This is a genomic window from Streptomyces sp. TRM49041, from assembly GCF_008271805.1.
Lineage (GTDB): Bacteria > Actinomycetota > Actinomycetes > Streptomycetales > Streptomycetaceae > Streptomyces.
Map to the genome: position 1 here is coordinate 1 of NZ_VSRY01000089.1, position 21,129 is coordinate 21,129.

A 21,129-nucleotide genomic window follows, 5' to 3' on the forward strand; every position below is an offset into this window, starting at 1 on the left:
GTCGGCGACCTGCGAGTGCCGGCCCGCCTCGGCCGCGGCGGTGGCCGCGGCGGCGGCGTTGGCTCCGGCGCTGGCGGCCGCCCTGGCGGAGTTCACCGCCTCGCCGATGGCCTTGATGGCGTTGAGGACGGCGTCCGCGGCGTTACGGGCGCCCATGGCGGCCTTGTTGGCGTCCGCGGCTGCCTGGCGGGCGGCCTCGGCCTGGCCCGCGTCCTTCACGGCGGCGGTCGCCGACTGGTAGGCGCGGGACGCGGCCTGGCCGGCGGCGGCCGCGGCCGAGGCTGCGGCGGCCGCGGCGTTCGCGGCCGTACGGGCGGCGGCGGTGGCCGTGTTGGCGGCGCTGATGGCCGTGCGGGCGGCGTTGGCGGCGCCGAGTGCGGCATCGGCTGCGCGGCTCGCGGCGCGGCTGGCCTTGTTGGCGTCGTTCTGGGCGGCGGCGGTCTCGGCGGCGGCGCGCTCGGCGGCCTCCTTGGCCTCCTGGGCGGCGGCCTTGGCGCGGGCCGAGGCGGCCTTGGCCAGATTGGTCTCCTTGGTGGCCTGCCGGGCGGCCTTCGCGGCCTGGGCGGCGAGCTCGGAGACCGTCATGAGCTCCTGGTCCCGGGCGCGTGCGGCGTACTGGCCGTTCTCCAGGAACTCGCGGATGTCGGCGGCGGTGCCGGCGAGCGCCTCCTGGGCGGCCTGCTGCACACGCGGTCCGCCCGTGCTCATGATGGTGAGGACCTCGACGCGGTGGTCCTCCTCCTGGGCCTTGTGCCGGCCGGTGCTGAGGAAGGAGCCGAGTGCGTCGTCCGTGCCGGCGTCGAGCGCCGCCTGGCCGGCCGTGCGCACGGCGCGGCCGCCCTCGTTCATGACCCGGAGCGTCTCGGCGCGCAGGTCGTGCGACTGCGGTTCCGCGATGCCGGACTCCAGGAACGCGCGCAGTTCCTCGGGGGTGCCGCTCAGCGCCGTACTGGCGGCCTGCCGTACGCCGGGGCCGCTCGCGTTGAGCAGTCGCAGGGCGGTGAGCCGGTCGTCCTCCTCGGCGGCGACGCGCAGCGCGCTGTCCAGGAACGCCTGGATGTCGGTGTCCGTACCGACGATGGCCTGCTCGGCGGCGAGCCGGGTGGCGGGGCCTCCCGTGCGCCATGCCTCGACGACCTGGGCGCGGGGGCTGAGCCCCGTCCCGTCGGCCGCCACGGCCTGGGGCGCGGCGGCGCCGAGGAGTGTCACCGCCATGGTGAAGGCCGTGGAGGCCAGGAGCCTCGGCCGGAGTAGCCGTCTCTGCGGCTTTCTGATGATGTCCATGCCCCTACTCCGCAGCGGGCGTCCGGACGAGCGGCACAATCTGAGGAACAGTCAACTCAGGATGAGCAAACCCCAGTTGTCGATGAATCGCTTCCCCCGAGCCGCCGCCGCATCGATGCGATTACTTGTGCGAGTCGATCAGGATGGTAACAATGATCAGGCCAATCCGATCTGGGGAGCCGGAGTGTGGCCGTCGCAACGGGGGGAGCTGACGATCTATCTGCGATCGATTTTAAGTGTCCTCTTTTGTGACGCTTCGTCATTCTGGTTCCGTCACGCGCCGGTTGATGAGCGCGTGGCCGCGCACGGGGTGCCCCGTGCGCCTTTGTCATCTCACGGAACAGGAACGAGACTCTTCATGAGGTTCATTTCCCGTCTGCTCGTCGCGGGCGCTGTGGCCGGTACCGCGGTGCTCGCCGTCACCACGGCCGGTGCCACCGGTGCCGGTGCGCCGTCCGTCGCCCCGGTCGCCGACGAGGCCCCGGGCTACGCGGTGGAGGACTTCAACTACCCGCAGGCCGACAAGATCCTCGCCGAGCAGGGCATCACCCTCAAGCGCGGCGACGGCCACATCGTCCTGGCCACCTGCGGCGACCCGGACCTCCTGGAGGTCTGGGCCCGCAGCAAGGAGAAGATCTGCTTCCGCTTCACCGGCAACTCCGGCTACCTCAGCCTGGAGATCCCGGCCGTCTACGGCATCAAGGGCAACGACTACAACACCGACGTGACCATGACCGTGGACACCGAGGAGAAGCAGTTCAAGGTCAACAAGAACACCTGGACCCCGGTCGGCGAGAGCGCCGACCCGCAGGGCCGTGACCACATGCTCGTGGAGATCGTCGCCTCCAAGTAGGAGCCGCCCGCCCGCCCCTAGGAAGGACAGGCGTGCCCTGCCCGGCCGCCCGGTCCTCACCCCCATACAAGGAAACGGTCATGCAACGTCCACACCTCGCCCGCTCCGCCGGGCTCGCCGCGCTCACCGCGGCCCTCATAGCCGCGCCGCTCTCCGCGCCCGCGTACGCCGTCAGCGGCACCGCCGAGACCGAGGGCTCTCTGGCGTTCACCGCGCGGCTCGACATCGGCGACGGTCAGCGCGCCTGCTCCGGCGCTCTCGTCGACCGTGAGTGGCTGCTCACCGCGGCCAGCTGCTTCGCGGACGACCCGGCCGTCAGTCTCGCCGTACCGGCGGGCTCGCCGAAGCTGAGAACCACGGCCACCATCGGCCGTACCGACCTCACCACCACCGCAGGTGAGGTGCGCACCGTCGTCGAGGTCGTCGCGCACCCCTCCCGTGACGCGGCCCTCGTCCGGCTGAACCGCCCGGTCACCACCATCGCGCCCGTCGCGATCAGCGCCACCGCGGCCACCGTCGGCGAGCAGCTGAAGGTCGCCGGCTACGGCCGCACCAAGGACGAGTGGGCGCCCCTCAAGCTGCACAGCGGGGCCTTCGCCGTCGACGCGGTGAACGCCACCGAGGCCGACCTCACCGGCCAGAACGGCGTGTCCGTCTGCATGGGTGACACCGGTGGCCCGGCCCTGCGCGTGGTGAACGGCCAGGCCGAGCTCGTCGCGCTCAACAGCCGCTCCTCGCAGGCCGGCTGCTTCGGCATCGACGCGGCCGTGACCAGCACCGCCGCGATCAACACCCGCGTCGACGACCTGCGCGCCTGGGTCGACGCCAAGGTCGTCGCGCCGCGCTTCACCGACTTCAACTGCGACGGTGCCGAGGACATCGCCATCGGCGACCCCAAGGCCACCGTCGGCGGTGACGCCAACGCCGGTCTGATCCGCGTCCTCTACGGCGGCGGCAAGGGTACGGGCGAGCTCCACCAGGACCTCGCCTCCATCCCGGGCGGCGCCGAGCCCCACGACTGGTACGGCGAGCAGCTGGCGACGTTCGACCACAACGAGGACGGCTGCACCGACCTCCTCGTGGGCATCCCGGCCGAGGACATCGGCAGCGAATCGAACGCCGGCGCCGCCCACGTCATCTACGGCGCCAAGGGCGGCCTCGCCACCGGCCAGGCCACCCTCAACCTCGTCCAGGGCGCCGGCGCGGGCGGCATCAAGGCGTCCAAGGCCGAGGCGGGCGACCGGTTCGGCCACTCGGTCGCCGCGGGCCACACCGCCGCCGGTGAGCCGTGGCTGATGATCGGCGTGCCGAACGAGGACCACAGCTCCGTCACCGACGCGGGCAGTGTCCACTACCTGCGCGGCAGCGTCAACACCGTCATCCACCAGGAGAAGCCGGGCGTCGCGGGCGTCGCCGAGGCGGGCGACAAGTTCGGCATCTCCGTCGCGGGCGGCGCCAACCACATCGCGATCGGCACCCCGTACGAGGACATCGGCACCGTCAAGGACGCCGGTGGCTTCCAGGTCCTCAAGCACGCCCTGAGCTCCGCCGGCATCCCGACCCCGCTGTGGGGCGGCGACCAGAACAGCGACGGCATCAGCGGCGTGGCCGAGGACGGCGACCACTACGGCTACGCCGTCTCCGTGGCGGACTACCGCCCGTCCGGTGCCGCCACGGCGACCGACTCGATCATCGCCGTGGGCGCCCCCGGTGAGGGTCTCCGGCCCGAGGGTTCCGCCGCCGGCACGGCCGAGCGCGACAACGCCGGCTTCGTGCCGCTGTTCCGTGTCACCGGCGCGGGCGCGCTGACCGAGATCCCCGGCGTCAGCCAGGAGGTCGCCGACGTCTCCGGCGGCGCCGAGACCGGCGACCGCTTCGGCGAGGTCGTCAAGCTGGTGAACACCGCTCCGCGCGCGGTCGGCACGAACGACACCATGGTTCTCGCGGTCGGCATCCCCGGTGAGGACCTCGGCACCACCGCGGACGCGGGCGCCGTGCAGACCTTCGGCGTCTTCGGCCCGCACGGCGACCACGACCGCTGGATCGAGGCCGGCAACAGCAGCGGCCTGCCCGGCCCGTACGCCGCCGGCCAGCGCGTCGGCAAGTACATCCACGGCACCGCCACCAACCTGTACATCGGCAGGCCGTACAACACCTCCACCCACGGCGTCCTGCACTCCATGCCGTGGGGCAACGCCACCGCCGGCCGGATCGGCACGGCCGGCTCGGTGACGACGTACCAGCCCGGCCAGGGCGGCCTGCCCGCCGCGGGGCTCGGCTTCGGCTTCGCGTCGAGCTGATCCCTCGGCCCGACACGGCACGTCCGAGGCGTACGAACGACCGGTGAGCCCCGGGAGGACCGTTTCCTCCCGGGGCTCACCCCTGTCCGCCCGCGGACTACCGCAGCCCGCTCAGCGCGAACTCCGCCATCCCCTCCGCGAACCCCACCTCCGCCTTCCACCCCAGCTCGGCCCGGAGCCGCGCCGAGTCGGCCGTGATGTGCCGGACGTCGCCCAGCCGGAACTCCCCCGTCACCACCGGCTCCGGCCCGCCGTGCGCCGCCGCGAGCGCGGCCGCCATCTCCCCCACCGTGTGAGGCTCCCCGCTGCCCGTGTTGTACGCCGCGAGCGTCCCCGGCTCGCGCTCGCCGAGCTCCTCGAGCGCCGCCACGTTGGCCGCCGCCACGTCCCGCACGTGCACGAAGTCCCGCCGCTGGCCGCCGTCCTCGAACACACGCGGCGCCTCGCCCCTGGCCAGCGCCGACCGGAACAGCGAGGCGACGCCCGCGTACGGGGTGTCGCGCGGCATCCGCGGCCCGTACACGTTGTGGTAGCGCAGCGCCACCGCGCGGCCGCCCGTCGTCCGCGCCCACGCCGCCGCCAGATGCTCCTGTGCCAGCTTCGTCGTCGCGTAGACGTTCCTCGGGTCGACGGGCGCGTCCTCGCCCACCAGGCCCGGTGTCAGCTCCGCCCCGCAGGACGGGCAGAGCGGTTCGAACCGGCCCTCCGCCAGATCCCCCGCCGCACGCGGACCCGGTCGTACAGTGCCGTGCGCGGGGCAGTCGTAGCGCCCCTCCCCGTACACCACCATCGACCCGGCGAGCACCAGCCGCCCCACCCCCTCCTCCGCCATCGCGGTGAGCAGCACCGCCGTGCCCAGGTCATTGCAGGAGACGTACGCGGGCGCGTCCGCGAAGTCCTTGCCCAGGCCGACCATCGCGGCCTGGTGGCAGACCGCGTCCACGCCGGACAGCAGCCGGCGCACGGTGACCGGGTCGCGGACGTCCCCGCGTGTGACGCCCGGTGGCGGGGCCGCGGTGCCGTGGGCGGTCGGGAGCATGGCGTCCAGGACGACCGGCTCGTGGCCGAGGGCCGTCAGGGCGTCGACGATGTGGGAGCCGATGAACCCGGCTCCTCCGGTGACGAGTACACGCATACGGCGACGCTACGGCGCACGGCCCGGCCGGGGGCGTCGCCGCGCGCCCTCGTCACGGACCCGTAAGAAGTTCCGTTCCGTCACACGGGCACCCCGTGCAGGTCACACGGGCACCCCGTACACGACGAGGTTCTCGGCGTAGACCCGTGCGTCGGGGTCGAAGTCGCCCGTGCACGTCACCAGGACGAGCCGGGGACTGCCCTCCGCCGAGAAGAGGTCGCCGGGCAGGGTGCCGGACTCGTAGGTGCGGCGCGCCACGATCCGGTACGTGTGCCGGGTGCCGTCCGCCGCCGCGACGTGCGCGTGGGCGCCGATCGGCAGGCTGTGCAGCGCCTCGAACGGGCCCGGGCCCTCCTCCGCCGAGTCCAGGTGACCGGCCAGCAGCAACGTGCCGTGCGCGGCCCCGGGCCGCGCGCCGAACGCCCACCAGCCCAGCCGGAACGGCGACGCGGGTACCGCCAGGGTGCCGTCCTCCGCGCCGGCCACCGGGTCGATGGGGAGGCTGCCGACATGGCCCGGCACGGTGAGGGTGACCGGCGGCGAGTAGGCGGGCGCGGCGCTGGCGGCCGGTGTGGGCTCCCCGCCGGGGACGGCGCCCGCGTCGGCGGGGCGCGGGGCGCCGACCGGCAGGAGGAGCGCCAGGGCCGCGGAGGCGGCACCCGCGAGCCCGGCCCAGGCCGGCAGGCGGCCCGGGCCGGGCTCGGCGGTCAGCCGGTAGTGGCCGCCCATCGGCGTCAGCGCACGTCGTTGCGGCGGATACGCGAGGCGGCCCAGAAGGCGCCGCCCGCGATCAGCACACCGCCCACCGCCATGGCGGGCAGCGCGATGAAGGCGGGCACCCCTCCTGCGGCGACCGCGACCTGCCCGCCGTTACCGGCGTGGATCTTCTTGGGCACGGCCGTCGCGCCCGCGTGGCACGTGCCGCCGCGCACCATGGTGTGGTGTCTCTCGATGACCGGGCGGGCGGCCTTCGCGGCGGCGGTGATCTCCATCGTCTTCCCCTGGGCGACCTGGTGGTCGATCATCGCGAGGGTCTTGGTGTGCGCGTCGTCCTGCGCCTTCAGCCAGGCGGCGTCGTACGCGCCGGTGCCCGCCTTGGACATGACGGCGGCGAGGTCCTTCTGCTGTTCGGCCGTGGGCGCGATGGGCAGGTCCACGCCGAGCCTGTCGGCGAGCGCCCTGGTCGCGGCGTCGAGCTTGGTGTGATCGCGTTCGAGGACGCCGGCGACCTTCTTCACACATTCGGTGGTCGCGTTCTTCCCGGCGTCCTGGCTGGCCGCGATCACCGTCAGATTGCCCTGGTGGGCGGCGCGGAGGAAGGCGTTGTCGGTGGGCATGTGGTCGGTGGCGAGCGCGGGTGCCGCCGCTATACCGGTCAGAGCGAAAGAGGTGAGGGCCGTCGCGGCCCAGCGATGCGTACGCTTCACGGTGTCGTCATCCGTTCGTGGTGAGTGGAACCGTGGCCCGTCCGGCTCGGTGGCCGGGGCCACATCACCATCGCGTCACGCCGCCCCACCCGCTGCCATCGGCGGTAGTGCAAACGGTCATCGGTTCACCCGGACGGCGGGCGCACAGCCGTCCGGGTGGTGCGCGGGGGCGAACGGCCCAGGGTGGCGGCTACCGCGTCCGCTACGAAGAGCTTGGCTTGGACTCGCCATCGTCGACAGTCACTCTTGTCACCGTGTGAAGTCACGTGAGTACATGGAGTGGCGTATGTTCCAAGGGGATGGCGGGGGTGGTCAGCCGTGGCGGACGTCCCGGGCTCCGTGCTCGGCCAGGCGACTTCACGACAGACGGCACCGGCGCGCGCGGCTCCGCCGCCGGCGCCGCGGCCGGCGGGGCAGCCGGTGCTGGGGACCCGGCACATCTGCGCCGCGCTCGCGGCGCTGACGGAGTCGGCCCGCCGGGAGCTGCTGACCTTCGACGACCCGGCCGCGGGGCTGCGGCAGCCGATCCCGGAGCCGTTCCTCGAGCTGGCGAGCGCGTGCGTGCGGACGGCGGCCGAACGGGCGCGTACGGTACGGCAGGTGGTGCCGCGCCATGCGCTGGCGCGGGTCACGGCCGCCGACATGGGCGGGGCGGCCCGGCTGCCGGGACGGGCGCGGCTGACCGACACGATCCCGTTCAAGATGATCGTCGTGGACCGGACGGTCGCGGCGGTCCCGCTGGACCTGGAGCTGCTGTGCAACGGGCTGCTGCTGATCCGCGACCCGGTCGTCGTGCAGGCCCTGGTGCGCGCCCACCACGCGTGGTGGAACGCCGGCCAGGACCTCGGCGAGGCGACGAACACGTCGGCCGCACTGCCGCCGCGGCTGCGTCCGGTGCTGGACGCGCTGCTGGCCGGGCTGACGGACGAGACGGCCGCCGCCCGGCTGGGCATATCGGGGCGCACATACAGCCGCAGAGTGGGTGAGCTGCTGGCCGCGGTGGGCACGACCAGCCGCTTCCGCGCCGGGGCGGAGGCGGCACGGCGCGGCTGGCTCTGAGCCCTGGCCCCCGCGCGGCGGGGCGCGGGCGGTGAGGGGCGGGTCGCGTGCGGGGCGTTACGACACGATGTCCTTGCGGGCGAAGCCGCGGAAGGCGAGGGCGAAGAGCACCAGGGCGTACGTCACCGAGACCGCCGTGCCCTTGACCATGCCGCCCCACTCCAACTGCGGCTGGAGCGCGTCGATCCAGGCGAACTGCCAGTGGGCGGGAAGGAAGTCGCGCCAGTCGCCCAGCGCCGTCACCGCGTCCAGGACGTTCCCGACGATCGTCAGGCCGACCGCGCCGCCCACCGCGCCCAGCGGCGCGTCGGTCCGGGTGGACAGCCAGAAGGCGAGCCCGGCGGTGACCAGTTGGGAGACGAACACGAAGGCGACCGCGAGGCCCAGCCGCCCCAGGCTGTCGGCCGCGGGCAGTGCGCCGCCCGTGGGCAGCCGCAGCGGCCCCCACCCGTACGCGACCGTGCCCGCGGCGAGCGCGACGAGCGGCAGCAGCACCATCGCCGCGGCGCTGAAGCCGAGCGCCACGACGAGCTTCGACCACAGCAGCCGGGCGCGCGGCACGGGTGCGGCGAGCAGATAACGCAGCGACGACCAGCCGGCCTCGGAGGCGACGGTGTCGCCGCAGAACAGCGCCACCGGGATGACCAGCAGGAACCCGGCCGAGACGAACAGGCACGTCGCGGCGAAGTTGGCGGCCGACGCGGTCGCTGTGTCCATCAGCGTGATCCGGTTGCCGCCGCGCCCGTCCTCGTCACCGCCGCCGATGGCGAAGGCGACGATCAGGATGAACGGCAGCGCCACCAGGATCGCGCCCATCACGGCCGTGCGGCGCCGCTTGAGCTGGCGTACGGCCTCGACGCGCAGGGGCAGGGTGCGGCCGGCCGGTAGCCGGGCGCCGAGTCGAGCAGCGCGGTCATGCGGAACCTCCTCCTCCGATCAGGGTGAGGAACGCGTCCTCCAGACGACGGTGCGGCCCCACACCGGTGACCGGCACGTCGAGCCGGACCAGTTCGGCGATGAGCGCGGCGGCGGTGGCCCCGTCGAGCCGGACCAGCACGCCCCCGTCCGTACGGGTCGCCGAGCCGACGCCCGGGAGCGCGCCCACCTTCTCGACGAGCTGCACCGGCAGGTCCCCGTCGGTGGTGACCAGCAGGGTGTCGCCGTTGCCGGTGATCTCGGCGACCGGCCCCGCCTGGACGAGCCGGCCCCGGTCCATGACGACCAGATGGGTGCAGGACTGCTCGACCTCCGCGAGGAGGTGGCTGGAGACGATGACGGTCCGGCCCCCCGCCGCGTACCGGATCATGACGTCCCGCATCTCGCGGATCTGCGGCGGGTCGAGGCCGTTCGTCGGCTCGTCGAGGATGAGCAGGTCCGGCAGGCCGAGCATGGCCTGGGCGATGGCGAGCCGCTGCCGCATGCCCTGTGAGTACGTCCGCACGGCGCGGGCCAGTGCGACGCCGAGGCCGGCGATCTCCAGCGCCTCGTCGAGGTGCGCGTCCTCGTCGGGGCGGCCCGTGGCGCGCCAGTACAGCTCCAGGTTCTCCCGCCCCGACAGATGCGGCAGGAACCCGGCGCCCTCCACGAAGGCGCCCACACGGGACAGGACCGGCGCTCCGGGCCGCACGGCACGCCCGAAGATCCGGATCTCGCCGTCGTCGGGCGTGATGAGGCCCATCAGCATGCGCAGGGTGGTGGTCTTACCGGCTCCGTTGGGCCCGAGGAGCCCGAGGACCTGGCCCTTCTCCACGCGGAACGAGAGGTCGCGCACCGCGTACGCGTCGGTGGACCGGGCGTAGCGCTTCGTCAGGCCACTGATGGTGAGCGGTACGTCGGCGAGCTCCGGGTCCGGCGCCGGCGCGGCCGTGCGGCGGCGGGCCGTCAGCAGCAGCGCCCCCGCCAGGACGGCTCCGACGGCCGGGAGGCCCCACACCCACCAGGGCAGGCCGGCGGCCTGGGTGCGCACGGCGGGCGCCGTCGGCACGGACAGCCCTTCACCGGCGAGCGCGACGCCGTACGAGGCGGGGGCCGCCGGGGACGCGTAGCCCAGGTCGGTCGCGGCGAGGACGAGGCGCAGCCGGTGCCCGGCCGCCACCTCGTGGTCGACGGCGGGCAGGGTCAGGTCGACGGTCGCGCCGTCCTCGGCGCCGCCGATCCTGACGGGGGCCACGAGCTGGGCGGGCAGCACCTGCTGCCGCCCGTCGGGTCCCACGTCGTACACCTTGCCGAACAGCACGGCCTCGCCGCTGTCGGAGTCGACGGTGACGCGGACGGTCGGCGAGCCGGTGATCCGCAGCGGCTCGGTGAGCGGCCGGGTCTCGAACCGGGCGTGCTGGCCGGGGAAGTCGAGGGAGACACCGAGACCGAGCGACGACAGCTGGGAGAGGCCGCCGCCGGCGCCGGGCACCGCGGAGATGCCGGGCGGGTTGGCGCCGGCCGGATTGCGGAAGGTCTGCGCCGGGCCCGTGAGGGGGAGGGTGCGGGTGCCCTCGCGCAGGCCCGGGTAGCGGTCGGCGGTGGCGCCGCGCAGGGTCGCCCGGCCGTCGGTGGAGTCGACGCCTCCGGTGCGGCTGACCCGGAAGGCGGGCCCGGTGGCCGTACCCGTGTCGTCCTTCAGGTACCGGTCGAACCAGTCGGCGATACGGGCCTCGACGCGGCCGGTCTCACGGTCGCCGCCGTCGTGGCCGCCGGCGATCCAGTCGACGGCGACGGGCGCGCCGTTGCCGCCGATGGTCCTGGCCATCGCGTCGGCGTGGGAGAGCGGGAAGAGGGAGTCGGACTGGCCCTGCACGATGAGCGTGGGCACCTTGATGCGCTCGCCGACGGCCGACGGGCTGCGCGCCTCCAGCAGGGCGCGGGCGGCGGCGTCGGGCTCGCCGCTGACCGCGACCCGCTCGTACATGGCGCACAGCTCCGGCTGGAACCGCCCGCAGGCACCGGTCACGGCGCCGGTCCCGGTGGCGGTCCCGGTGGCGGCGGCGGGCGGCCGGGAGCCGGACGGCGCTTCACCGGACCCGGGGGCGGTGCCCGTCCCGGGGGCGGTGCCCGTCCCGGGGGCGGTGCCCGTCCCGGGGGCGGTGCCCGTCCCGGGGGCGGTGCCGGCGGCCGCGCCGGTGCCGGACCCCGTCGTGAAGAAGATCCCGGCCCACAGCTTCTTGAAGACCCCGTCGGGGAACAGCGCGTCGGCGAGGTTCCAGTAGGTGATCTGCGGGGCGATGGCGTCGACCCGCCGGTCGTACCCGGCGGCGAGCAGCGAGACCGCCCCGCCGTACGACACCCCGGACACCCCCACGCGCGGGTCCCCGGCCTTGTCCAGCCGCACCTCGGGGCGCTTCGCCAGCCAGTCGACGAGCCGCTGGACGTCCTTGACCTCGTGGTCCGGGTCGTTGAGGCCGATCCGCCCGGTCGACCGGCCGAAGCCGCGGGCGGTCCAGGTCAGCACGGCATACCCGTCGCGGGCGAGCCGCTCCGCCTGGGCGCGTACGTCGTCCTTGCTGCCACCGAAGCCGTGCGCGAGCAGCACGGCGGGGCGCCGCCCGTCCTCCCCCGACCTGAAGAACGACGTGTCGATCTTCGCGCCGGGCATGGCCAGCACGGTGTCCTCGCGGTGCACGGTGGGCTCGCCGTCGGAGGCGACGGCGCTCCACGTACCGGCACCGGCGAGCAGTGCGACGGCCGCGGCGAGCGCCGCCCACCGCCGGGGAAGTCGGATCCGCATGCCTCGACCCTAAACGGAGCGGGGTGGGCCTCTCGGCTGCCGCCGGTCGGAAGTCCTTCGCCTCCTCAAGGAGTAGGCGGTAGCGTCCTCGTACACCAGACGCGGTAGACGCAAGCGGACGAAGGGGACCTGCTGTGGAGATCCGCCGCGCGACGACCGTCGCCGAACTGACCGCCGCCCAGCACCTTTACGACGGCCCCGCGCGCGAGGAGTGGGCGGAACGGTTCCTCGCGGCACCGGGCCACCTCATGCTCATCGCGTACGAGGACGGCCAGCCGGCCGGAATGGTGTCGGGCGTCGAGATGCTCCACCCCGACAAGGGCAGCGAGATGTGCCTGTACGAGCTGTCGGTGGACGACCCGTACCGCAGGCGCGGCATCGGCCGGGCGCTGACCGAGGCGCTCGCGGCGGTCGCCCGCGAGCGCGGCTGCTACGACATGTGGGTCGGCGTCGACACCGACAACGACGCGGCGCTGGCCACGTACAGGTCGGCGGGCGCCCGGGACGACGGCGAATTCACCATGCTGAGCTGGGAGTTCTGAGCGCGGCCCGGCCGTGCGCGGCCGGGCCGGCGACTCGGGTGCTCAGTGGTTGCGGGGGAAGCCCAGGTCCACTCCGGCCGGAGCGTCGGACGGGTCGGGCCAGCGGGTGGTGACGACCTTGCCGCGGGTGTAGAAGTGGACGCCGTCGTTGCCGTAGATGTGGTGGTCGCCGAAGAGGGACTCCTTCCAGCCGCCGAAGGAGTGGTAGCCGACGGGTACCGGGATCGGGACGTTCACGCCGACCATGCCGGCCTCGGCCTCCAGCTGGAAGCGGCGGGCGGCGCCGCCGTCCCGGGTGAAGACCGCGGTGCCGTTGCCGTAGGGCGAGGCGTTGATGAGGGCGAGGCCCTCCTCGTACGTCTCGGCGCGCAGCACACACAGCACCGGGCCGAAGATCTCGTCCTGGTACGCCCTGGCGGACGTCGGCACCTTGTCGAGGAGCGAGAGCCCCAGCCAGTGGCCGTTCTCGTAGCCGTCCACGGTGCGGCCGGTGCCGTCGAGGACGACCTCGCAGCCCTCGGCGGCGGCGCCGGTCACATAGGAGGCGACCTTGTCACGGTGGGCGGCTGTGATCAGCGGGCCCATCTCGGAGGTGGGGTCGCCACCGGGGCCGATCTTGATCTTCTCGGCGCGTTCGCGGATCTTCTCGACGAGGGTGTCGCCGGTCGCGCCGACCGCGACGACGGCGGAGATCGCCATACAGCGCTCGCCCGCGGAGCCGTACGCCGCCGAGACCGCGGCGTCGGCAGCCGCGTCGAGGTCGGCGTCGGGGAGGACGAGCATGTGGTTCTTGGCACCGCCGAGCGCCTGGACACGCTTGCCGTGGGCGGTCGCGGTGGTGTGGATGTACCGGGCGACGGGCGTGGAGCCGACGAACGAAACGGCGGCCACGTCCGGGTGGGTGAGCAGCGCGTCGACGGCGGGCTTGTCGCCCTGGACGACGTTGAACACCCCGTCCGGCAGCCCGGCCTCGGCGAGCAGCTCGGCCAGCCGGACGGACGGCGACGGGTCCTTCTCGCTGGGCTTGAGGACGAAGGTGTTGCCGCACGCGATGGCCAGCGGGAACATCCACATCGGCACCATGGCCGGGAAGTTGAACGGGGTGATGCCGGCGACCACGCCGAGCGGCTGGCGGATCGAGGCGACGTCGACGCGGTGGGACACCTGTGTGGACAGCTCGCCCTTGAGCTGGGTGGTGATCCCGCAGGCCAGCTCGACGATCTCCAGGCCGCGGGCGACCTCGCCGAGCGCGTCGGAGTGGACCTTGCCGTGCTCGGCGGTGATGAGCGCGGCGATCTCGTCGCGGTGCGCGTCCAGCAGGGCGCGGAAGCGGAACAGGACCGCGGTGCGCTGCGCGAGCGAGGACGTGCCCCAGGTCGCGTAGGCGGCCTTGGCCGCGGCGACGGCCGCGCCCACCTCGTCGGCGGAGGCGAGGGCCACGCGCCTGGTGACCTCGCCGGTCGCCGGGTCGGTGACCGGGCCCCAGCGGTCCGACGTGCCCTCGACGGTCTTGCCACCGATCCAGTGGTGGACGGTCTTCGTCATGACGTGGGTGCTCCTTCACAGATGGCGGCGTCGGGTCGATCCCACCACGCCCGGTACGGGCGACGCGCCGGACACTGTGTCGGGCGTACGGGGTCCGCCGTAGACAGGTGTGGACGGCGCGGTCCGCCGGTCCCTGACTGTCCCTCTACCCGCGACTCGTCACAGTGTTCCGCCACTGTCACATTTGTCTCCATTACACGGGCCTTCGGTCACAAGCGTTCAACAGTCTGCCCTCGCCTGGTCACGCTGTGTCGCGGGGCGGGCACAGGGCTGGTGATCGCCAGTCCGCGCCGCGGCTCCCCACGGCCCTCCAGGGTCGCGCCGCGGCACGCGCAGGAAGGTGCCATCGACATGACGGACAGAAGACTCTGGTCCTACAAGGAGATCGCCGCGCACATCAAGGTGCAGCCGGACACCGTCCGCTCGTACCGCAAGCACGGCCTGCTGCCCCGCCCCGACCACGTCGAGGCAGGCAAGCCGTACTGGTACGCGGACACGATCCGCGTCTGGGTCGCCAACCGGCCCGGGAACCGGGCTCGCGGGGACTGACGCCCATCACGGCGGGCCCCGTGCCGCCGCCCGGCACGGGGCCGCCTTCCCCCCGTCGTGACGAATTCCGTTGCGCACACACCCGGCGACCGTCTTCGATCGCCCCATGACCGACTTCTCCCGCAAACCGACGCTCACCGGCGACAAGGTGATTCTGCGGCCCTTCACCGAGGACGACGCGGACACCATGGCGGAGATCTTCGCCGACCCGGAGACGGCGAAGCTCACCGGCAGCCTGAACCGGCCGCCCTTCTCCTCCGGGCAGCTCCGCTCCTGGTACGGCTCGCGCGGCGACCAACCGGACCGCCTCGACCTCGGCCTGGTGGACCGCGCGTCCGGGGACCTCGTCGGCGAGCTGGTGCTGTTCGAGTACGACGAACCCAACCGCAGCTGCACCTTCCGGGTCGCGATCGGCCCGAAGGGCCGCGACCGGGGGCTCGGCACCGAGGCGATCCGGCTCCTCCTCGCGTACGGCTTCGAGCGGCTGGGCCTGAACCGCGTCCAGCTCGGCGTCTTCACCTTCAACCCGCGCGCCCTGCGCGTGTACGAGCGCGTCGGCTTCGTCCGCGAGGGCGTGGAACGGGAGGCGCTGCTGCACGACGGCGAGTGGATCGACTCGGTGCGGATGTCGGTTCTGGCCCGCGAATGGGTGCGAGACCTCGGCCACACTGGAATCCATACCCCCTAGGGGTATAAAGTGGTGGCAGCACCGGGGCGACGCCCCCTCCCCCGCCACAGAGGAGAAGCACCATGACCGCCGAGACGAAGACCGAGCTGCCCCAGGCCGGCTCCTGCTGCTCGCCCACCGGCTCCTGCCACGACGGCGCGGCCGAGGCCCCGGCCGGCGAGGTCACGACCGTGTACGAGGTCAAGGGCATGACCTGCGGGCACTGCGAGGGCGCCGTCTCCGAGGAGCTCTCCGCGCTCGCCGGCGTCGGCTCCGTGCAGGCCGTCGCCGCCACCGGCCGGGTGACCGTCGTCTCCACGCAGCCGCTGGACGAGGAGGCCGTCAGGGCCGCCGTCGACGAGGCCGGCTACGAGCTGGTCGGCACGGTCTGAGCCGTCCGCCGCACCGCCCAACGGGCCGTATCGCGACATATGCCGCGATGCGGCCCGCCCTGCTTGCGGGACCGGAACGGACGTTCACGTGAATTCACCTTCACGTGACTCACCAGACCTTCACAAAGAGACCTAGATCACAGATATTTAGGGGTAACCATTTGGACAGCTCGCGAGTCTGAATGGGCGATGCCACGAACGTCTTGGGGGACGTTCATGGGACGTCTTGGGGGACGTCCCAGGCAAGCGTTGGCCGGGGCACGTGCACCGGGGAGCTTTGAGCGGCCCTCCCGTACGTACGTACCCCGGCAGATCGCAAGCGAGCCTCTGCTGAACCCGGCAGACGCCCGGCCCGGATCCCGTGGGGGGAATCCGTCCGGGGAAATGGGAAGCGCCCCGCTCATCGACCCGTGGGGGGATCGGTGGCGGGGCGCTTTTCGCAGGCTGCGGCCCGGCGGGTCGGGGTCCGGCGTCAGCGGGACTCGACCGGGACGAAGTCACGCAGGACCTCGCCCGTGTAGATCTGGCGCGGGCGGCCGATGCGGGAACCCGGCTCCTTGATCATCTCGTGCCACTGGGCGATCCAGCCCGGCAGGCGGCCGAGGGCGAACAGGACCGTGAACATCTCGGTGGGGAAGCCCATCGCGCGGTAGATCAGACCGGTGTAGAAGTCCACGTTCGGGTAGAGGTTGCGCGAGACGAAGTACTCGTCCGCGAGCGCGTGCTCCTCCAGCTTCAGCGCGATGTCCAGCAGCTCGTCGGACTTGCCGAGCGCCGAGAGGACATCGTGCGCCGCCGCCTTGATGATCTTCGCCCGGGGGTCGAAGCTCTTGTAGACGCGGTGGCCGAAGCCCATCAGGCGGACGCCGTCCTCCTTGTTCTTCACCTTGCGGATGAAGGAGTCGACATCGCCGCCGCTCGCCTGGATGCCCTGCAGCATCTCCAGCACCGACTGGTTGGCGCCACCGTGCAGAGGACCCCACAGCGCGGAGATACCGGCGGAGATCGAGGCGAACATGTTCGCCTGCGACGAGCCGACCAGACGCACCGTGGACGTCGAGCAGTTCTGCTCGTGGTCGGCGTGCAGGATCAGCAGCTTGTCCAGCGCGGAGACCACGACCGGGTCGGGGTCGTACTCCTGCGCCGGCACCGAGAAGGTCATCCGCAGGAAGTTCTCGACGTACGAGAGGTCGTTCCGCGGGTAGACGAACGGGTGGCCGATCGACTTCTTGTACGCGTACGCCGCGATGGTCGGCAGCTTCGCCAGCAGCCGGATCGTCGACAGATGGCGCTGCTTCTCGTCGAACGGGTTGTGGCTGTCCTGGTAGAACGTCGACAGCGCGCTGACCACGGAGGACAGCATCGCCATCGGGTGGGCGTCACGCGGGAAGCCGTCGAAGAACCGCTTGACGTCCTCGTGCAGCAGCGTGTGCTGCGTGATCTCGTTGCGGAAGCCCGCCAGCTCGTCCACCTTGGGAAGCTCGCCGTTGATCAGCAGGTACGCCACCTCGAGGAAGGTGGACCGCTCGGCGAGCTGCTCGATGGGGTAGCCGCGGTAGCGGAGGATGCCCTTCTCGCCGTCCAGGTAGGTGATCCCGGATTTGTACGCGGCGGTGTTGCCGTATCCGCTGTCCAAGGTCACCAGACCGGTCTGGGCTCGGAGCTTCCCGATGTCGAAGCCCTTGTCACCGACGGTGCTCTCGACCACCGGGTAGGTGTACTCACCGTCCGCGTACCGCAGTACTACAGAGTTGTCGCTCACGTCATCCCTCACCGACGTAGTGCCTCTTCTTCGAGATGCCCTGACTGTCTCTACCATCCCCCACTTGGCTCAGCAGAGTGCACTCGGGGTCGACCATTGGGCCAATCGGCGGCACTGAGTGCCGTCAACCTGCTCATCCTGCCCCCCTTCACCCCGGTTCCGAAAGTCCTAGGTGATGTTCGCCACGGGTCGGCCTCCTGTCAGCCGGTGGTCCAGTGCGGTAAAGCGCCGACCGGCGGAAACGGTCCTGACCGCCTGCCCGATGGCCTTGCGCGAGCCGACGAGGACGACGAGTTTCCTGGCCCGGGTGACGGCCGTGTAGAGCAGATTCCGCTGCAGCATCATCCAGGCGCCGGTGGTGACGGGGATCACCACGGCCGGATACTCGCTCCCCTGCGACCGGTGGATCGTCACGGCGTACGCGTGGGCCAGCTCGTCCAGCTCGTCGAAGTCGTAGGGCACCTCCTCGTCCTCGTCCGTCAGCACGGTCAGCCGCTGATCGTCCGGGTCGAGTGAGGTGACCACACCGACGGTGCCGTTGAAGACGCCGTTCTTCCCTTTCTCGTAATTGTTGCGGATCTGGGTCACCTTGTCGCCGACGCGGAAGACGCGGCCGCCGAACCGCTTCTCCGGCAGGTCGGGACGGGCCGGGGTGACGGCCTGCTGAAGGAGCCCGTTGAGCGCGCCGGCACCGGCCGGCCCCCGGTGCATGGGCGCCAGCACCTGGATGTCGCGGCGCGGATCAAGGCCGAATCTCGCCGGTACGCGGCGGGCGGCGACGTCGACGGTGAGCCGCCCGGCCTCCTCGGTCTCCTCGGCGACGAAGTGGAAGAAGTCGGGCAGGCCGGTGGTGACGGGGTACTCGCCGGAGTTGATCCGGTGGGCGTTGGTGACCACACCGGATTTCTGGGCCTGACGGAAGATGCGGGTGAGCCGCACGGCGGGCACGGGACTGCCGGGCGACAGCAGATCCCCGAGCACCTCCCCGGCCCCCACACTCGGCAACTGGTCCACATCCCCGACGAGCAGCAGATGAGCCCCGGGCGCCACGGCCTTGACCAGCTTGTTGGCGAGGAGCAGGTCGAGCATGGACGCCTCGTCCACCACGACGAGGTCCGCGTCGAGCGGCCGGTCCCGGTCGTACGCCGCGTCCCCGCCCGGCTTCAGCTCCAGCAGCCGGTGCACGGTCGACGCCTCGGCCCCGGTCAGCTCGGCGAGCCGCTTGGCGGCCCGCCCGGTCGGCGCGGCCAGCACCACCTTGGCCTTCTTCGCGCGAGCCAGCTCCACCACGGACCGCACCGTGAACGACTTGCCGCAGCCGGGCCCCCCGGTCAGCACGGCGACCTTCCGGGTGAGGGCGAGCCGGACGGCCTCCTCCTGCTCCGGCGCCAGCTCCGCCCCCGTGCGGTCGGCGAGCCAGGCGAGAGCCTTGTCCCAGGCGACGTCCTGGAAGCCCGGCATGCGGTCGTCGTCGACCCGCATCAGCCGGAGCAGCTGACCGGCGAGCGAGACCTCGGCGCGGTGGAACGGCAGCAGATAGACGGCCGTCACGGGCTCCCCGTCGGCCCCCGGCACCCGCTCCCGGACGACGCCGCCTTCCTCCTCGTCCGCGGCGAGCCCGGCGAGGCAGTCGATGACGAGCCCCGTGTCGACCTGGAGGAGCTTCACCGCGTCGGCGATCAGCCGCTCCTCGGGCAGGAAGCAGTGCCCCTGGTCCGTGGACTGCGACAGCGCGTACCGCAGCCCGGCCTTGACCCGCTCGGGACTGTCGTGCGGGATGCCGACGGCCTGGGCGATGCGGTCCGCGGTGAGGAACCCGATGCCCCAGACGTCGGCGGCCAGCCGGTAGGGCTGGTTCTTCACCACGGAGATCGACGCGTCCGCGTACTTCTTGTAGATGCGCACGGCGATGGAGGTGGACACCTCGACGGACTGGAGGAAGAGCATGACCTCCTTGATCGCCTTCTGCTCCTCCCAGGCTTCGGCGATCTTCCTGGTGCGTTTGGGACCGAGCCCGGGCACCTCGATCAGGCGCTTCGGCTCCTCCTCGATGATCTCGAGGGTGTCCACGCCGAAGTGCCGGGTGATGCGGTCGGCGAAGACCGGCCCGATGCCCTTGATCAGGCCGGACCCGAGATAGCGCCGGATGCCCTGGATGGTCGCGGGCAGGACGGTGGTGTAGTTCTCCACGGTGAACTGCTTGCCGTACTGCGGGTGGGAGCCCCAGCGGCCCTCCATGCGCAGCGACTCGCCCGGCTGCGCGCCGAGCAGCGAGCCGACCACCGTGAACAGCTCACCGCCGCCCTGTCCGGTGTCGACGCGCGCGACCGTGTAACCGTTCTCCTCGTTGGCGTACGTGATCCGCTCAAGGACCCCTTCGACCACTGACACTTGGGACATGCTCCGACGTTACCGGCCGGGTCCGACACCGCGGTCGGCCTGTGGACAACCGGCCCGCCGGCCCGGCCGGCCACGGGGAAGCCGCAAGGGGCCCGGCCATATGGCCGGGCCCCTTCTCTCCCCCTCCCGTCGAAGCCTCCCGATCCCCCCAGATCCCCATCCCCGGAAGCCCCGACGCCAGTTACGACACTCGTCACCCCGGAAGGGTTGCACGAACGCGCAGGGTCATTCTTCCGGAATCCCGCCCACCGCTGCGGGGCGTGCCGCACGGACCTCCGGACGGACCTCCGGACCGGGCCGTCGCCACACAGCGACAGCAAGCGCTTTCCATCCCCGATGGCGCTAGCCTGCGGGAAGCGGCTGGCACCAGAGCCGCGCCGGACTTCTCCGCGGAGGGACGCGATGACAGTCACTCTGGCCGATGTGGCGGCACGCGCACGGGTGTCCCCGGCGACCGTCTCGCGTGTCCTGAACGGCAACTACCCGGTGGCCGCGTCCACCAGGGACCGGGTGCTGCGCGCGGTCGACGAGCTGGACTACGTACTGAACGGCCCCGCGAGCTCGCTCGCCGCGGCCACGTCCGACCTGGTGGGCATCCTCGTCGACGACATCGCCGACCCGTTCTTCGGAATCATGGCGGGCGCGGCGCAGAACGCGATCGGCGACTGCGGGGCGGGGCGCGCGGGCGGCGAGAAACTGGCCGTCGTCTGCAACACGGGCGGCTCCCCGGAGCGCGAGCTGACCTACCTGACGCTCCTTCAACGCCAGCGCGCCGCCGCCGTGGTGGTGACGGGCGGGGCGCTGGAGGACCCGGCGCACATCGAGGCGCTGACCAAGAAGCTGGCGAAGCTCACGGACGCGGGCACCCGGGTGATCCTGTGCGGCCGCCCGCCCATGCCGGGGGACGCCGTGACGGCCACGCTGGCCTTCGACAACCGAGGCGGCGGGCGGCGCCTGACCGAGCACCTGCTGTCCCTCGGCCACCGCCATATCGGCTACGTGGCCGGGCCGACCGAGCGCACGACCACCCGGCACCGACTGGATGGCCACCGCGAGGCCCTGACCGCCGCGGGCCTCGGCACCGGACCGGACGCCCCGGACCTGGACCGCCTCACCGTGCACGGTTCGTACACCAGGTCCTCCGGCTACGAAGCCACCCGCGAGCTGCTGTCCCGCGACCCGTCCCTCACGGCGGTCGTCGCCGCCAACGACACCGTCGCCCTGGGCGCCTGCGCGGCCCTCCGGGAGGCCGGCCTGAGCATCCCGGACGACATCTCGGTGGCCGGCTTCGACGACCTGCCCTTCTCGGTCGACGTCGTCCCGTCCCTGACGACGTACCGCCTCCCCCTCCAGGAGGCGGGCACACGCGCCGGCCGCCTCGCCATGGGCGCCGAGGTCCCCCCGCCGGGCGGCGTGGCGACGATCCGCGGCGAACTGCTGGCACGCGCGTCGACGGCGGCACCTCGGTCGTAGGGGGTCGGCGAACGAGGCACGAC

The 21,129-nt window shown here is 72.6% G+C and carries 16 protein-coding genes and 1 pseudogene; 8 read left to right on the forward strand and 9 right to left on the reverse strand.

The genetic code is table 11. The features are described from left to right. On the reverse strand, nucleotides 1–1,284 hold a 1,284-nt coding region (locus tag FVS66_RS07425), incomplete at its 3' end, for an ALF repeat-containing protein (protein ID WP_187645428.1). A 358-nt stretch (nucleotides 1,285–1,642) separates the two neighbouring features. Here FVS66_RS07425 and FVS66_RS07430 point away from each other — a divergent pair. Then, entirely contained in the window at nucleotides 1,643–2,137 is a 495-nt protein-coding gene (locus FVS66_RS07430) for a hypothetical protein (protein WP_187645429.1), read from the forward strand. An 80-nt stretch (nucleotides 2,138–2,217) separates the two neighbouring features. Next, nucleotides 2,218–4,437 carry a S1 family peptidase gene (locus FVS66_RS07435; protein WP_149180202.1) on the forward strand — a complete coding sequence of 740 codons (2,220 nt, stop codon included), beginning with the start codon at nucleotides 2,218–2,220 and terminating at the stop codon, nucleotides 4,435–4,437. A 97-nt stretch (nucleotides 4,438–4,534) separates the two neighbouring features. On the opposite strand, the gene FVS66_RS07440 is transcribed toward FVS66_RS07435, so the two are convergent. From FVS66_RS07440 to FVS66_RS07450, 3 genes are all read right to left on the reverse strand, one after another. Then, nucleotides 4,535–5,572 (reverse strand): NAD-dependent epimerase/dehydratase family protein, encoded by a 1,038-nt coding sequence (locus FVS66_RS07440; protein ID WP_149180203.1) that lies wholly within the window; start codon nucleotides 5,570–5,572, stop codon nucleotides 4,535–4,537. Between the two features lie 102 nt (nucleotides 5,573–5,674). Further along, a complete protein-coding gene (locus tag FVS66_RS07445) occupies nucleotides 5,675–6,301 on the reverse strand; it encodes a class F sortase (protein WP_149180204.1) in 627 nt (208 codons plus the stop codon). 5 nt (nucleotides 6,302–6,306) lie between these two features. Continuing rightward, the gene (locus tag FVS66_RS07450) at nucleotides 6,307–6,999 is read right to left on the reverse strand and encodes a DUF4142 domain-containing protein (RefSeq protein ID WP_262386855.1); all 693 of its coding nucleotides are present in this window, start codon (nucleotides 6,997–6,999) and stop codon (nucleotides 6,307–6,309) included. Nucleotides 7,000–7,419: 420 nt separating this feature from the next. Here FVS66_RS07450 and FVS66_RS07455 point away from each other — a divergent pair, with 420 nt between their 5' ends. Then, on the forward strand, nucleotides 7,420–8,058 hold the full coding sequence (locus tag FVS66_RS07455; protein WP_262386856.1) for a DNA-binding response regulator: 639 nt from the start codon (nucleotides 7,420–7,422) through the stop codon (nucleotides 8,056–8,058). Between the two features lie 57 nt (nucleotides 8,059–8,115). Here FVS66_RS07455 and FVS66_RS07460 read toward each other — a convergent pair. Together FVS66_RS07460 and FVS66_RS07465 are read right to left on the reverse strand one after the other, a co-directional pair. Next, nucleotides 8,116–8,975: pseudogene (locus tag FVS66_RS07460) on the reverse strand (ABC transporter permease). After that, on the reverse strand, nucleotides 8,972–11,776 hold the full coding sequence (locus tag FVS66_RS07465; RefSeq protein ID WP_149180207.1) for an alpha/beta fold hydrolase: 2,805 nt from the start codon (nucleotides 11,774–11,776) through the stop codon (nucleotides 8,972–8,974). Before FVS66_RS07465 ends, FVS66_RS07460 begins: the two are co-directional and overlap by 4 nt. A 134-nt stretch (nucleotides 11,777–11,910) precedes the next feature. On the opposite strand from FVS66_RS07465, the gene FVS66_RS07470 reads away from it, so the two are divergent. Next, the gene (locus tag FVS66_RS07470; RefSeq protein WP_149180208.1) at nucleotides 11,911–12,318 is read left to right on the forward strand and encodes a GNAT family N-acetyltransferase; all 408 of its coding nucleotides are present in this window, start codon (nucleotides 11,911–11,913) and stop codon (nucleotides 12,316–12,318) included. A 42-nt stretch (nucleotides 12,319–12,360) separates the two neighbouring features. On the opposite strand, the gene FVS66_RS07475 is transcribed toward FVS66_RS07470, so the two are convergent. Continuing rightward, nucleotides 12,361–13,863: a CoA-acylating methylmalonate-semialdehyde dehydrogenase gene (locus tag FVS66_RS07475; RefSeq protein ID WP_149180209.1), complete on the reverse strand. Its 1,503-nt coding sequence runs from the start codon at nucleotides 13,861–13,863 to the stop codon at nucleotides 12,361–12,363. A gap of 351 nt (nucleotides 13,864–14,214) precedes the next feature. Between FVS66_RS07475 and FVS66_RS07480 the strand changes: the two genes are divergently transcribed. The 3 genes from FVS66_RS07480 to FVS66_RS07490 all read left to right on the forward strand — a co-directional run bounded on the left by FVS66_RS07480 (nucleotide 14,215) and on the right by FVS66_RS07490 (nucleotide 15,471). Then, nucleotides 14,215–14,412, forward strand: coding sequence for a MarR family transcriptional regulator (locus FVS66_RS07480; protein ID WP_149180210.1), 198 nt, complete (start codon nucleotides 14,215–14,217; stop codon nucleotides 14,410–14,412). Nucleotides 14,413–14,518: 106 nt separating this feature from the next. Then, nucleotides 14,519–15,100 carry a GNAT family N-acetyltransferase gene (locus FVS66_RS07485; protein ID WP_149180211.1) on the forward strand — a complete coding sequence of 194 codons (582 nt, stop codon included), beginning with the start codon at nucleotides 14,519–14,521 and terminating at the stop codon, nucleotides 15,098–15,100. 62 nt (nucleotides 15,101–15,162) lie between these two features. After that, complete coding sequence (locus FVS66_RS07490) at nucleotides 15,163–15,471, forward strand: heavy-metal-associated domain-containing protein (RefSeq protein WP_149180212.1); 309 nt, start codon at nucleotides 15,163–15,165, stop codon at nucleotides 15,469–15,471. 472 nt (nucleotides 15,472–15,943) lie between these two features. Here the strand turns inward: FVS66_RS07490 and FVS66_RS07495 are convergent, their stop codons facing one another. Next, nucleotides 15,944–17,233, reverse strand: a complete 1,290-nt coding sequence (locus tag FVS66_RS07495) for a citrate synthase (RefSeq protein ID WP_149180213.1) — start codon at nucleotides 17,231–17,233, stop codon at nucleotides 15,944–15,946. A 168-nt stretch (nucleotides 17,234–17,401) separates the two neighbouring features. Then, nucleotides 17,402–19,633, reverse strand: coding sequence for an ATP-dependent RecD-like DNA helicase (locus tag FVS66_RS07500; protein ID WP_149180214.1), 2,232 nt, complete (start codon nucleotides 19,631–19,633; stop codon nucleotides 17,402–17,404). A gap of 402 nt (nucleotides 19,634–20,035) precedes the next feature. Between FVS66_RS07500 and FVS66_RS07505 the strand changes: the two genes are divergently transcribed. After that, complete coding sequence (locus FVS66_RS07505) at nucleotides 20,036–21,106, forward strand: LacI family DNA-binding transcriptional regulator (protein WP_149180215.1); 1,071 nt, start codon at nucleotides 20,036–20,038, stop codon at nucleotides 21,104–21,106. Nucleotides 21,107–21,129: the final 23 nt, after the last annotated feature.